Here is a 13,162-nt window from a genome sequence, read left to right as displayed (position 1 = left end):
ATAACCCCTTACAGGGGCTATTCTACTATAGCATCAGGAGCTGATTTGATCTTATTGTAAGCAAGATTGAAATTTTCCCTGATTTTCCTCTCAATCTCTTCTGCGATCTCCTTATTTTCTTTTAAAAACTGCTTTGCATTTTCTCTTCCCTGGCCCAGTTTTATGTCTTTATAGGAGTACCAAGAACCGCTTTTCTCTATTATATCAAGAGCTGTTCCTAAATCAAGTATGCTTCCCTCTCTTGATATTCCTTCTCCGTACATGATGTCGAATTCAGCCTGTTTGAAAGGAGGTGCTATTTTGTTTTTCACCACTTTTACGCGGGTCCTGCTTCCCACAATTTCATTGCCCTGTTTGATGTTATCCACTTTTCTTACATCCAATCTTATGGTAGCGTAAAATTTTAGAGCTCTTCCACCAGGAGTAGTTTCAGGATTGCCAAACATTACACCCACTTTTTCTCTCAACTGGTTTATGAACACAACAATTGATTTCGACTTGCTGGTAACACCTGCCAACTTCCTCAAAGCTTGTGACATGAGCCTTGCCTGAAGACCTACATGGCTGTCTCCCATTTCTCCTTCTATTTCAGCTTTTGGCACCAAAGCTGCAACAGAGTCAATCACAATTATGTCTACTGCTCCGCTTCTTACTAAAGCTTCTGCTATCTCTAAAGCTTGCTCTCCTGTGTCAGGCTGGGCAACAAGTAGATCGTCAATGTTTACCCCGAGATTTTTTGCATATACTGGATCAAGTGCGTGCTCTGCGTCTATGAAAGCACCTGTTCCTCCTATTTTCTGAGCTTCTGCTATCATGTGAAGTGCTAAAGTGGTCTTACCAGAAGACTCAGGTCCAAAAATTTCTATTATTCTGCCTCTTGGTACTCCTCCAACTCCCAATGCAATATCTAATTCCAATGACCCTGTAGGAATAACTTCTACGTTTAACTTTGCAGTATCGCCAAGCCTCATAATAGCGCCTTTTCCAAATTGTCTTTCTATTTGACTAATGGCCATTTCTAAAGCCTTTTGCTTTTCAATCATCAACCTTTTACCTCCTGACCAAATTAATTATTTTATACTCCGTATTAAAATAATTATACTAATCAATTTGCCTTCCTTCAAGGTACCTCCTCACCATGTCAAACGCGTGAAGCATTGACCTTGTACGTATTCTGTCTCTGTTACCGCTTAACATTAATTTTTTGACATAAGTTTTTTCCGGAGTTGCAAATCCCACATATACAAGTCCTACAGGTTTCTCAGGGCTACCTCCTGAGGGCCCTGCTATGCCCGTGGTAGAAAGGCCCAAATCGGACTTCGCTAATACTCTTACATTTTCAGCCATTTCTTTTGCTGTTTCAGGGCTTACTGCGCCGTGGGCATCTAATGTGCTTTTTTTCACTCCCAGCACCTTTTCTTTTGCTTCATTGCTGTATGTCACAACTCCTAGATTGAAGACTTTTGAAGCCCCAGGTACATCTGTTATCTTTTTCGCCAGAAGTCCTCCTGTGCAGGACTCCGCGGTAGCCAGAGTAAATCCCCTCTTTTGAAGTAACTTAATCACTATCTCTTCCATCTCTTCATCGTCTACAGCATAAATATACTCCCCTAAAATCTCCCTTATTTTTTTCTCTACTTGGCTTATCATCTCATAAACCTCTTCTTCTTTTCCTTTTGCGGTTATCCTCAAAGTCACATATCCATCTCCTACAAGAGGTGCCACAGTCGGGTTACTTCCTTGAAGTAGGGGTCTTACCATTTCCTCCACTTTTGATTCCCCTAAACCAAATATCTTTAAAACTCGCGACTTTATTGTTTCACTGGTAAATCTTTTTAGGTAAGGATAGACGTGTTCCTCGAACATCGGTATGAGTTCGGAAGGAGGTCCTGGAAGGACCACAAAGATTTTTCCTTCTTTTTCAAGTATAAAGCCGGGAGCAGTTCCATTCTTGTTTGGAAGGATTTTTGAACCTGCAGGGAAAAGAGCTTGCTTAAAATTGTTTTCTGTCGGCTTCTGTCCTATCCTTTCAAAAAAGTTGATTATCTCTTGCTTTGCTTCCTCACTTTCTACAAGAGGAAGATTTAAAAATGAAGCAATTGTTTCTTTTGTTATATCGTCTACAGTGGGACCTAGCCCTCCTGTGGTTATTATCAACTCTGACCTCTCATAGGCGATTTTAAGGCACTGCTTGAGCCTCTCCTCATTGTCCCCTACGTTTGTGTGAAAATAAATGTCAATTCCCAAAAGGGCAAGTCTTTCAGATAGATACTTGGCATTTGTATTTACAATTTGCCCTAATAAAAGCTCTGTGCCTACAGAAATTATTTCTCCTCTCATACAAACACCTCTTTTTCAATCCTTAAAAAGGTCTTTTGATTTTACAATGTAGTCCACACCCGAGTAAATTGTCAAAATTAGCGCTATATACACCATTATCTTGTCAAATGGGAAGTTGACAAGGCTAAAAGGATAATTGTTCAGCATCAAAGCGATAACTGCAATCATCTGAGAAGTCGTCTTGTATTTTCCGTAGTTACTTGCTGCTATTACAATTCCTTTGTCTGCAGCGACTGTCCTTATGCCAGTGATTAGAAACTCTCTTGCAATTATGACTATGACTATCCAGCTTTCAATCCTTCCCATCTGAACTAAGGCGATTAGAGCAGAAGTGACCATTATTTTGTCAACCAAAGGGTCCATAAATTTGCCAAAGTTTGTTATTTGTTTATATTTTCTTGCAATATACCCGTCCAACTTGTCAGTTAAAGCCCCAATGGCAAAAATAGAAGCAGCTATGAAATCTCCATACGGAATTTTTACCAGCATAAATACCATAAAGACGGGTATTAAAAAAAGTCGCGACATAGTCAGTTTATTAGCTAGGTTCATCAATATTCCCCCACAAGGTCGTATTCAAACGCATCTACTACTGTTACTGTAACAAAATCGCCTGGAAAGAGTTTTTTGTCGCTTCTCACATATACAAGACCGTCAATCTCTGGAGCATCCATGTAACTTCTTCCGTAATACACCCCATCTTCAAATCCCTCAATTAAAACCTCTAACTTAGTTCCTATTTTTGACATATTGAATTCGTAGGAAATTTGCTTTTGAATTTCCATAAGTTCTTCTTGTCGCTTTAACTTAACCTTTTTTCTTATCTGTGGCTTCATGTAATAGGACTTGGTTCCTTCTTCTCTAGAGTAAGTAAAAACTCCTACTCTCTCAAACCTTTTTTCCTTTATGAAGTTTTTCAAGTCTTCAAACTCTTCCTCTGTTTCTCCTGGAAATCCTACCATAAAAGTAGTCCTCATAACCATTCCTGGTATACTTCGTAGTTTTGATATGACTTCTTCTATTTTACGCCTTGTTGTACCTCTGTTCATTCTTTTTAATACAGATTCACTAGAGTGCTGCAAAGGGATGTCTATATATTTTACTATCTTTTCATTGTTTTTTATCTCTTCTATCAATTCATCAGTTACGCTATCAGGATAGGCATAAAGCAATCTAATCCATTTTAGTTCTTCTATTTTAGATAATTCTCTTAAAAGTTGAGGAAGCATTAATTTTTTGTAAAGGTCAATGCCATATTTTGTTGTATCCTGTGCAATGATGATAAGCTCTTTAACACCTTTTCTAGCAAGTTCTTGAGCTTCTTCAATAATATTTTCCATTTTTCGGCTCTTGTATTTTCCCCTTAGTTTGGGAATTATGCAGAAAGAGCAGGCGTTGCTGCAGCCTTCTGCAATCTTCAAATAAGCGTAATAAGGGGGAGTGGTAAGAATTCGTGGGATTCCTTCGTCGTTTAAAAGGTCTGGATGTCCATATTTTAAAACTTTTTTTCCTTTTTTTACTTCTTCAATCACATCTACAATTTGCGTAAAATCTCCTGTTCCTATAACTGCGTCTAATTCAGGTAATTCTTTTATAAGTTCTTTATTGTACCTTTCAGAAAGGCATCCAGTAGCAATTAGATATTTTAATCTCTTCTTCTTAAGCTCCCCCATTTGGATTATATATTCGATAGATTCTTTTTTGGCATCTTCAATAAAGGCACAAGTATTTATTATTATGACATCAGCCTTTTTCTCATCATTTACTATATTGTACCCTTTTTCTTTCAGTAAAGCTAGCATTTTTTCTGAGTCAACGCTGTTTTTCGGGCACCCTAATGAGATAATTCCAATGTTTTTCATATCGACTTCCTTTCTAGAATCTTTTGTATTTCTTCTCTGGGCAGTATAATTTGCCTCGGTTTTGCTCCGTCGTATCCGCTTATTATTCCTTTTTGCTCAAGCTGGTCTATAATTCTTGCAGCTCTAGCGTACCCTATTCTCAACTTTCTCTGGAGGAGGGAAATAGAAGCTTGACCTGTCTCCAAAATTACAGAGACTGCATCTTCCAAGAGTTCGTCCTCTTCTTCATCGAGATTTTTCCCATTTGTTTTTTCTTCAACTTTTATTTCTTCATAATGAGGGCTGTAGTTTTCTTTCAAAAAGTTCACAACTGCTTCTACTTCCTCTTCCGAGATGAAAGCCCCCTGTACCCTTATAGGTTTAGAAGCTCCGATAGGGTCAAAAAGCATATCTCCTTTTCCCAGCAGTTTTTCGGCCCCTGCCATATCTAGAATAGTCCTCGAGTCAATCTGTGATGAAACAGCAAAGGAAATTCTAGAAGGAATGTTTGCCTTTATTACTCCTGTTATGACATCAACAGAAGGCCTCTGAGTAGCAATAACCAAGTGTATTCCAGCAGCTCTTGCCATTTGAGCGAGTCTAAATATATACTCTTCAACCTCGGCAGGAGATACCATCATTAAGTCTGAGAGCTCATCTATGATTATGACTATTTTATATAGCCTTTCTTCTTTGTACTTTTCATTGTAGCTCTCTATATCTCTCACTCCGTGATCTGCAAAAAGACTGTACCTCCTTATCATCTCCTGCACTGCCCAGTTCAAAACCCCTGCTGCTTTTTTAGGATCTGTAACTACAGGAGTTAAAAGATGAGGTATGCCGTTATAGACATTAAGTTCTACTACCTTTGGGTCAATTAGTATCATTTTAACTTGTTTAGGAGAAGATTTGTAAAGAAGACTCACTATCAGAGAATTTATGCAAACACTTTTACCTGAGCCAGTTGCTCCTGCAATTAAAAGATGGGGCATCTTGGCAAGGTCGGCTATCACGATATTGCCGGCAATATCCTTTCCTAAGCCGATGGCAAGTTCTGATTTAAAGCTTCTGAACTTTTTGCTGTCAATTACTTCTCTTAGATATACAGGAGTTATCTTTTCATTTGGAACTTCTATTCCAATTGCAGACTTGCCAGGTATAGGAGCTTCTATCCTTACAGAAGGAGCAGCTAGGCTTAAGGCTAAGTCATCTGTCAAACTCACAATTCGGCTTACTTTAACTCCTGCGCTGGGCTGAAGTTCAAAGCGGGTGATAGCAGGTCCTTTGGTTACCTGAACTACTTTAGCTTCTATGCCGAAGTTTCTTAAGGTCTCCTCTATCTTTTTTGCTTTTTCTAAAAGTACCTCGTTCTTTATTTTAGGAGAAGGAATTGCCTCCTTTAAAAGAGTAATGGGGGGAGGCGTGTATTCCCCTTCTTCCTTTTCTAAAAAAGCTTTTTCGTAAACTTTTCTTTCTTCTTCAACTTGTTCTACTATCTCAATTGGAACATCAATTCTTTCCTTCTTCTCGACTTCAACTAATTCTTCACTAGATTCTACCTCTTCTGCCTTTTTTTCTGCCCTTTTGTCTTGAAGTTTGTTTTTTGCTGAAACCTTCTTGCGGTCTTTTAACTTGTCATAAGAGCTCTTTATCAAACTGACAAGAGAAATATCTGTTATGAGGACTATAAAAATGGCAGTGAGGGATATTAATAATATATAGCTTCCAATTATGCCTACCATTTTAACAAGAAAATACACTATCAGGCTGCCGATTATTCCTCCGCCTGTGTTGTTAATTCCACTTATATATGCTACAGAAAGATAGTCCTTAAAATCAGTCAGCACAGGAAAATAGTACAGTTGATTTAAACTTATAAACATGAGGAATAACCCTAAAAGAGCCATCGAACGATGAAGCTTTATAAAGTTTTTGTTTGTAAATAAAAACATCAAGGCAAATACCAAAAGCAGGGCAGAGATTACATAGGAACCTGTCCCGAAAAAGCCTTTTAAAAAAATTCCTATGTGTTTGCCAATTATTCCTGTTGAGTCAGTATAGAGGCTTAAAAAAGAAATAAGAGTAAAGGCTAGAAAAATTATTCCCACAATTTCTTCTTTCACCGGCTTTTGCTTTTTATCTATCATCTCTTATCACCTAGCTAGCAATTTCTCTCCCTATAAAAATTTTAGTATTAATTATACAAAATAGCAACAAAAAAATAGATGAGGTCTGTGTCAAGATTTTGTAGGTAAAAATTTTTCAAAACTTTCCTCACCGTTAAAAATCTAGGAGTTTAAAATTAGTAGTTTATATATATTGCTAATTATGTTAAATTATTACTTCAACAAATCATAAATATCTGCTTCCTCTTTTTGCTTTTTTAACGTAAAATATATACTAGAATTGTGTACTCCTCAAATACCTACTGCTAATCCATTTGCTCGTGTTAATTCCTTTAAAACGTATTTTATCCATGGCTTGCTCGCAAATGGACCTTCCAGTATCGGTAATGAAACTCTTAACCATTCTTCTACGTCTTCTTCCGTGTACTTTCTTCTCTCCTCCTGCTTTGTCGGTTGCATCATCTTTTTTATTTCTTCTTGTTTTAAATGCCACTTTGTTGTATAGTTTTCTAATCTGCCATTCTCTTTTTCCGATAATATCCTATTTATCCTGTCTCCACTTTTTTCTGTCCATCTAGCTCCAACTCGTTTCATACGTCTTGCTATGTTATGCTGAACTTGGCTTTCAATAGCTCCTAATCTTTCCGCTCCTTCAGAACCTTTTATCCCCTCCTAATAAGTCTCTTCCGACGTTCTCCTTTCGTCTTCTTTACTGCTTCTTTGTCCTTTGCGTTTTTTCTAAGTCCCTTTTATAAATTGCTTCTCTCACCTTGCCATATGTGTCTTCGTCATACCACAGAGCCTCTAGCAAGTTTGACAAAACATTATTACTGTGTAAATCAAAAATAGAGGAAAACATGAAGTCTGTATTACTAGTAGCAATGTTTTTATCAATTTTTATTCTTTTTATTTTTCTTATTAGGATACGGTTCAAAAGCAGATTTTTTGGGGGCGATTTTTGTAGAAAATCTTATAACTGGATTTATTGTATCTGCTGGATTTTTTCTCGTTATAGATAATCTTTGGGTACAGTGCAATAAAGTTCTTAGTGATAATATGGATTGCTTTGTAAATAGTTTAAAGAAAATATTACCTCATAAAAGTAAGGAAAATATAACAGTAACAATAGAAAGCGTATTTCAGCATGCGTCCCACAAAAGTATTATCAATGTGTAAAGCAGCAGAAGAAGAAGACGCAGAGACTTTAGTAATAATAGTAATAGTAATGACTGTTACATATATTTTGTCATTAAAGGGCAGTTCAGAAGTAGATTTTTATTTGAGGATTTTTTAGGAAATCTTATAACTGTAGGTATTTCGTATGCTACATTTTATGCCCGTATAAATAAGCTTAAGCTACAGACCGGTAAAATTCTTAGCGATGATATAAGTTACCTTGTAGATAGCTTGAGCGAAATATTACCGCATAAGAAAGAGATAACAATATCAACTCAGGGAAAGAAATAACAATTTACGGCAGTGACTATTACAGTAATAATTAACGATTTGTATATAGCTTTTAAAGTTATCTATAAAAAAAACGACACCTTTTCATCTAATACAAATACCATATACATCTCTCCTTTTGTGTATCCCAGTAAGGGGCTTGTAACGCCGTTGCTGCACTGCAACAGGCTCTCCTCGCCAATGTTGTTCCTGCTTTTTACACTTACTGCACTGCCCTGCCCTTCGGACTTTAACAGTAAGCGAGAGTGCTCAACCACGTCTCTTTCGGCCGGTTCGGTTATCTCAAGCCTCACAACTTTACTGTCTGCTTTTGGTCTTAGACTGGTTAATCAAGGTTTACAGTGATTACTGCTTCACTCACCCGCCCAGGAGGTTGAAGCAATTCAGTGAACAACGTAGACCAGCGCGCCTATCTCCTGGTACTCCAGTGGAACCTCACCAATTGACCAGCCAGGAGATGTAGTTTCGAGATAAAAGTATCTGACCCCGTCCTTCAGGTAGTAAGCTCCCCAGCAGTTCGGACACTCCACCCCTACCGCCATGTGGCCGGGGTTACCTTCAAAAAGTAGGAGTGCAACCCTGTAGCCCATCGCCCTGAGAATTGCGGCAAGCAGGATAGACTTGTCTTCACAGTCGCCCCCATCCACCAGCGTTTCGACCGGATACCTGGGATATTCCTCCTCCTCCTCTATGTAGGGTATCGCTTCCTGAACAAAAGCCGCTGCAAATTCTATCCTGCCCTTGTGATCCCGGGGTGCTTGTTGGGCAAACACACGAGCTAAAGTTTTTACCAGTTCGTAGTTTCTCTCTTCTGTCACGTAAGACACGTAACCGTCGAGTATCTGCTGATATTTCGCTTCCCGGTACAGCCATTGCAGTTTCTGGTATTCCTGCAAAATCTGTTCGAGCTCGCGCAGGGCCTCGTTGTACTTCTGCATGTACATCTGATACTTCCACAGGGCTTCGTAGTAAGAGTCTCCCGGCAGAATCCTGTACTGCTGGTACCAGTAGTCCATATACCGCCGGAGTTCTTCCACCTGTCGTCTCAGAGCATCGAGCCGCTCCTGATATTCCTTCAGAATGCGTTCATGAATCCTGGGTTGACTCTTGTAGTACCGGTACATCTCTTCGGGAACAGGTACCCGCCACGTCCACTCAGCCCCCTGCCTGTCGTGCCACCTGTACTCCTTTACAATGTAGCCGGCAGCAAGCTTCTCAGGTGCCTCTTCCTGTCTGTCATCAGTTACAGGTGGGCTTGTTTCTGTAGACGGTCCTGCTTCAGTTGTTCTGTTTTCACCGGGAACTCTGATTGTGACGGTGCGGGATGCAGGGTCCCACTCCACGGGCACATCAAGGGCAACCGCCAGCCAGCGAATCGGCAGCATGACCCGGCCCGAGACTATTTCCGGGGCAACATCCATCGTGACAGGTGTCCTATTGAGGGTAAGTACCTTGCTGCCGATGACAAACTGAACAACGCGGTCACCTTTGATGATGGTGATTTCTCGCAATGCAGGATTCCAGGTGATGTTTTCATCAGCTACACCTACTGCATTTGCCGCGAACCGCAGGGGCAGGAATGTTCTCCCTTCCTTAACGTACGGTGCTACGTCCATGGTGACGGTTCTGCCGTTCAGCAAATATGAACTCTTGCCTACAGTGAAGACTGCGACACTTCCTTTGCTAGCCCAAGCGACAGGAGTAGCGAAAACAAAAAAAGCTAGAATAAGGATGAGAATGATGTCTCGCTTCATTTTCGCCCTCCTTCCCTGCATCTACTGTCCCTGCAGGTTCTGCAGTGCACCAGGGGCAAACTCTTCTCCGCTTGTTCAAAAAGTTCGCCTTGTTCACGAGAGGTTTTAGCAATTGTTCGCAGATAGGAAAGAATTTTATCGACACTAGCAGTCATAAGGAAACCAACAAACTGCCCCATGAAACAAAATTACTCAGTTACATCTACCTTCTGTACTCTTTTTATTATTTTGCGGGTTATTACGGTTTGCCCACCTTGCACGGCTCATACCCTGCCTTTATCGCTTCGTCGCGCAACTTAAAGTACACTCTGTTCCCCGGTGCTATCTTTTTGGCCCACTGACAGTCAGGGAGATGAAACTTTTTGCTGTTTTTATTGCCAATGTAAGAAAACAACGTTGCATTAGAAGATGCGGACTTTTCTTCCTTTACGTCCAGTCCCCAGAGACCTGCATTTTTCTCTCTTGCTTCCTGCTGGTATTTCCTTAAATACTCCGCATACTTCACATTCGGCGGTACTATCATGACCTGAGCATAGCCTTCCAGCAGGAGCACGGCATTGAACATCTTTGTCCTTATTTCTTCGTTGCTTTCCTTAGTAGGTGGGGACAACCATACATATGCCAAAAGCCTGCCGTATTTGTCCCGTTCCTGCACGTTCAGTTGCAGCCCCACGTCTTTCCCGAGGAGTTTCGACTTCGTGTAGGCCGCAGCTTCTTGACCATATGGCTCAACCTTTGTCGTGCTTTCAGGTGTGTTTACACCTATGAACCGGACTTTTTCTTCTTTGCCGCTTTCAAGTTTAATATCCAAAAACATGGATTAGCAAAACGGCCGTATATGCCAAAAAGGCTGCTTTTATGAGTTTCCTTACTACGGGAATTTTTACGGCAAACTCAACAACTTCCCTACTCCCAGGCTTTACTATTACGTTCTTCTCATACTGGCCCGGTACCAGTATGTCTTCTATTATTTATTATTGCCTCAAGCTGGACTTCGCCAAGAATTCCCCTGGTCTTTATATTTGAAAGCACTTTCTTCAGGTCACCCACGTCGTTCACCAGGCTCTGGACTTCTCCGAGGCCATTGTGGACAAAAAGAAAAATACGATTCACAAAAAGTACTTGGAAAATATCGTATGAAGTAAGTGAACTACCATTCTGCTTGAGAAAATAGAGGCTTCATGAAAGGTTTGGCAGCCTCATGCCGCCCTTAGGCTACTTTCTTTAATATGTTCATTGCACTGTTTATATCTGCAATAAAAAAGGATAAATGTATTTTGCCTATCCCTTTGACACTCCTGCCTAATTCAACAACTTTTCTATTCCTTCTTTTGGTAATTCTGTAATTTCTGCAATTTCATCAATACTTATCCCTTTTTTTAACAGTTTTTTTGCTACTGCCAGCTTACCCTGTTTTTATCCCTCTTTTATTCCTTCCTTTATTCCTTCTATCTTTCCTTCTTCCTTTAGTCTTCTGTAAGTTGCAGACTTTTCAAGATCTAACATTTTTATCACCTCCGCAAATATCATGTTTATGACATCTTCTTGATAAATTAATTCTGCTAGTATTTTAGCTCGGGCTGCTATCTCTCTTTTCTTGTTTGTGTCCACAGGAGCATTTTTAATTGCTCTACACATTTCTTTAAATATCTTCTTTTTCTTTCTGCCGTTTTTCCTTATCCATCAATGGGAGCAGAGAAAACAACTCATAATAATCAGTTTGTGTTATTTCATCAAATTTTATTTGCCCTATATCAATTATTCTGTATCTGTAGCTCAAAAAATTTTCTTTTCCAAAGTTAAAATCAATCTTGTTAGCCATGTTCAAATCATGTTCTCCTATATAAATCACTGCCTGATAAGGTGCTAAATTATATTTCTCCATTATTTCAACCGCATACCTTAACATCCTGTAAAGCATTTTATTGTCATTATCCGACTGAAATTCTATATGTACAATAATGGTATTTCTTTCATTTGTACTGCACTTAAAAACCATATCGCTTTTTTTAGTCTCAACTCTGGGAAATTCTATATTAAGTTCCTCTATTTTAGTGTATTGTATTCCTAAAAAATAGCTTAATATATCATCTGTTAAATCGGAAAACATATTTTTTAGGGCTATATCGTATTTCCCCAGAACTTCTCCCTCCTGTAATTCCCTTATTACAATTATACCATACCTAAAAAGAAAGAGACAGACAATTTCTCAAAGTCTGTCCCTCAGCTACTTCTAGCTATATTTCTTATTGTAACTAGTAATTACAAATATTACCGTGATAACATCTCCTTTCCCCTTCTTCTGTTTTATACTACTAAAAAAGGAATCTTTTCCATTATAACGGGTTTCCGATATTTCCTTGACAGTCCGAGGTATTTCTCTTTAAAAATCAATATTTTTTTAGAATATTATTTCATAAAACAAACTTTAGAATACTTTCTAAATCTCAGCATATTCTAATTTAATTGCTCTGCCACTTTACCTCTACAGAATGGTTTATATACCTTGTTGTTCCATTCCCTAATTGACCGTAATAATTAGCTCCCCAAGCCCACACTATTCTTCATTCTTCAATGCTACTGTATGGTTTCCACCTGCTGCTATCACTATTACATCCCTTATTCCTTCTACCTGGATGGGTACAGCACTATTCTTTCCTGTCCAAAGGTGACCAAACTCATTTTTGCCCCATGCCCACACATGTCATTTCTCAAATTAATTTAGCCTAAAATCGAAAAATTTCTCAGATTTAAATAATCTTGTGATAAAATTAATGCTAAAAAGAATGTGAAAAAAATTTATCACATTCTTTTAGCATTAATTTTTTAATTGGAGAGGTTGCTTAATGAGAGTAGTAGCTTTTGCTACTCTCATTTTTTATTATACCTCAATTAACCCAAATTGCCAATAACAGATATTAACATATTTTGGTGGCAATGCTCTTGGAAAGTGAAAAAAATTTTTAATCAGGTTGTAATAATTTGAGAAAAAATACTTTTATGCACTTAAAAAATGCCATTACAATTTGAAAATTTTTGGAGATTTAATTTGAGAATTGACAGGGTGCAGTGCGGAAAGACATATAAGCCATGTATTTTCAGCAAGACTAGGCAGGAATCCATTAGGGTAGAGCAGAGAAGGATTAAAACTAATGGCGAAATTAAGGGTATTCAGCAAGAATGGAGGAGACTTAAGAGAAGCAGAATGGAGTAAGAAAAAGAATATCAATGCAGGAAGTTACAAATTAACGAAGAAGCAAATAAAAGAAGCGGTAAGGAAAGTTAAAACGTCTTACAAATGAAAAGATAAATAATATTACGATTTTGAATATAGGGAAAGTAACGCCAATATACAGGATTTTAAGAGCAATAAAATGCACGCAAGTCATATAAAGAACATGATAAGACGAAGCCCTGAATTAAGTAAGTTACAGGGGTTGTCTTAAAAAAATCCTACAGTATCTTGACACTATCTGTTATATCTAGTTACTTTATGTGATAATGGTATTATAATATAATAATAAAACCTTTTGGGGAGGGGTCAAGTCCAAATTTTTGTGTAAAATCCCCCTGGTTAGAACATGAACCTTCTTTATCACCACCGTTCAATTCATTGTACTGCTTCCGCCCCATG

General features: G+C 38.6%; 15 protein-coding genes and 1 pseudogene. 2 read left to right on the top strand and 14 right to left on the bottom strand.

Annotation, left to right across the window (positions count from 1 at the left end; translation table 11 throughout):
• Nucleotides 1-17: 17 nt before the first annotated feature.
• The 6 genes from recA to EV203_RS13925 all read right to left on the bottom strand — a co-directional run bounded on the left by recA (nucleotide 18) and on the right by EV203_RS13925 (nucleotide 6,901).
• Nucleotides 18-1,043, bottom strand: coding sequence for a recombinase RecA (gene recA / locus EV203_RS10135; protein ID WP_009610681.1), 1,026 nt, complete (start codon nucleotides 1,041-1,043; stop codon nucleotides 18-20).
• 58 nt (nucleotides 1,044-1,101) lie between these two features.
• On the bottom strand, nucleotides 1,102-2,340 hold the full coding sequence (locus tag EV203_RS10130) for a competence/damage-inducible protein A (RefSeq protein WP_009610686.1): 1,239 nt from the start codon (nucleotides 2,338-2,340) through the stop codon (nucleotides 1,102-1,104).
• A 15-nt stretch (nucleotides 2,341-2,355) separates the two neighbouring features.
• Entirely contained in the window at nucleotides 2,356-2,892 is a 537-nt protein-coding gene (pgsA, locus tag EV203_RS10125) for a CDP-diacylglycerol--glycerol-3-phosphate 3-phosphatidyltransferase (RefSeq protein ID WP_009610685.1), read from the bottom strand.
• Nucleotides 2,892-4,202, bottom strand: coding sequence for a 30S ribosomal protein S12 methylthiotransferase RimO (gene rimO / locus EV203_RS10120; protein ID WP_132040444.1), 1,311 nt, complete (start codon nucleotides 4,200-4,202; stop codon nucleotides 2,892-2,894). The genes pgsA and rimO overlap by 1 nt, the downstream gene beginning before the upstream one ends.
• A complete protein-coding gene (locus tag EV203_RS10115; protein ID WP_132040442.1) occupies nucleotides 4,199-6,328 on the bottom strand; it encodes an FtsK/SpoIIIE family DNA translocase in 2,130 nt (709 codons plus the stop codon). The genes rimO and EV203_RS10115 overlap by 4 nt, the downstream gene beginning before the upstream one ends.
• Before the next feature lie 270 nt (nucleotides 6,329-6,598).
• The gene (locus tag EV203_RS13925; RefSeq protein WP_243700666.1) at nucleotides 6,599-6,901 is read right to left on the bottom strand and encodes a hypothetical protein; all 303 of its coding nucleotides are present in this window, start codon (nucleotides 6,899-6,901) and stop codon (nucleotides 6,599-6,601) included.
• 574 nt (nucleotides 6,902-7,475) lie between these two features.
• Here EV203_RS13925 and EV203_RS14160 point away from each other — a divergent pair.
• A complete protein-coding gene (locus EV203_RS14160; protein ID WP_278428743.1) occupies nucleotides 7,476-7,601 on the top strand; it encodes a hypothetical protein in 126 nt (41 codons plus the stop codon).
• Nucleotides 7,602-7,836: 235 nt separating this feature from the next.
• Here EV203_RS14160 and EV203_RS10105 read toward each other — a convergent pair whose 3' ends face one another.
• The 8 genes from EV203_RS10105 to EV203_RS10075 form a co-directional block, all read right to left on the bottom strand.
• Nucleotides 7,837-8,067, bottom strand: a complete 231-nt coding sequence (locus EV203_RS10105; RefSeq protein ID WP_132040440.1) for a hypothetical protein — start codon at nucleotides 8,065-8,067, stop codon at nucleotides 7,837-7,839.
• Nucleotides 8,068-8,157: 90 nt separating this feature from the next.
• Nucleotides 8,158-9,528, bottom strand: a complete 1,371-nt coding sequence (locus EV203_RS10100; RefSeq protein ID WP_132040438.1) for a copper amine oxidase N-terminal domain-containing protein — start codon at nucleotides 9,526-9,528, stop codon at nucleotides 8,158-8,160.
• 238 nt (nucleotides 9,529-9,766) lie between these two features.
• The gene (locus EV203_RS13920; RefSeq protein WP_132040436.1) at nucleotides 9,767-10,345 is read right to left on the bottom strand and encodes a thermonuclease family protein; all 579 of its coding nucleotides are present in this window, start codon (nucleotides 10,343-10,345) and stop codon (nucleotides 9,767-9,769) included.
• Nucleotides 10,346-10,464: 119 nt separating this feature from the next.
• On the bottom strand, nucleotides 10,465-10,587 hold the full coding sequence (locus EV203_RS14450) for a DNA recombination protein RmuC (RefSeq protein WP_243700665.1): 123 nt from the start codon (nucleotides 10,585-10,587) through the stop codon (nucleotides 10,465-10,467).
• A 357-nt stretch (nucleotides 10,588-10,944) separates the two neighbouring features.
• Complete coding sequence (locus EV203_RS14445) at nucleotides 10,945-11,166, bottom strand: hypothetical protein (RefSeq protein WP_481752972.1); 222 nt, start codon at nucleotides 11,164-11,166, stop codon at nucleotides 10,945-10,947.
• A gap of 4 nt (nucleotides 11,167-11,170) precedes the next feature.
• Entirely contained in the window at nucleotides 11,171-11,638 is a 468-nt protein-coding gene (locus EV203_RS14440; protein WP_481752971.1) for an Rpn family recombination-promoting nuclease/putative transposase, read from the bottom strand.
• A 352-nt stretch (nucleotides 11,639-11,990) separates the two neighbouring features.
• Complete coding sequence (locus EV203_RS14325; RefSeq protein WP_165911608.1) at nucleotides 11,991-12,086, bottom strand: RCC1 domain-containing protein; 96 nt, start codon at nucleotides 12,084-12,086, stop codon at nucleotides 11,991-11,993.
• Entirely contained in the window at nucleotides 12,086-12,229 is a 144-nt protein-coding gene (locus tag EV203_RS10075; RefSeq protein WP_132040434.1) for an RCC1 domain-containing protein, read from the bottom strand. Before EV203_RS10075 ends, EV203_RS14325 begins: the two co-directional genes overlap by 1 nt.
• Nucleotides 12,230-12,581: 352 nt before the next feature.
• Between EV203_RS10075 and EV203_RS10070 the strand changes: the two are divergent.
• Nucleotides 12,582-12,921, top strand: a pseudogene (locus tag EV203_RS10070) (UPF0236 family transposase-like protein); the annotation flags it as partial.
• Nucleotides 12,922-13,162: the final 241 nt, after the last annotated feature.

Source organism: Caldanaerobacter subterraneus (genome assembly GCF_004345675.1).
GTDB lineage: Bacteria > Bacillota > Thermoanaerobacteria > Thermoanaerobacterales > Thermoanaerobacteraceae > Thermoanaerobacter > Thermoanaerobacter subterraneus.
This window is presented reverse-complemented; position numbering and strand designations above follow the sequence as displayed.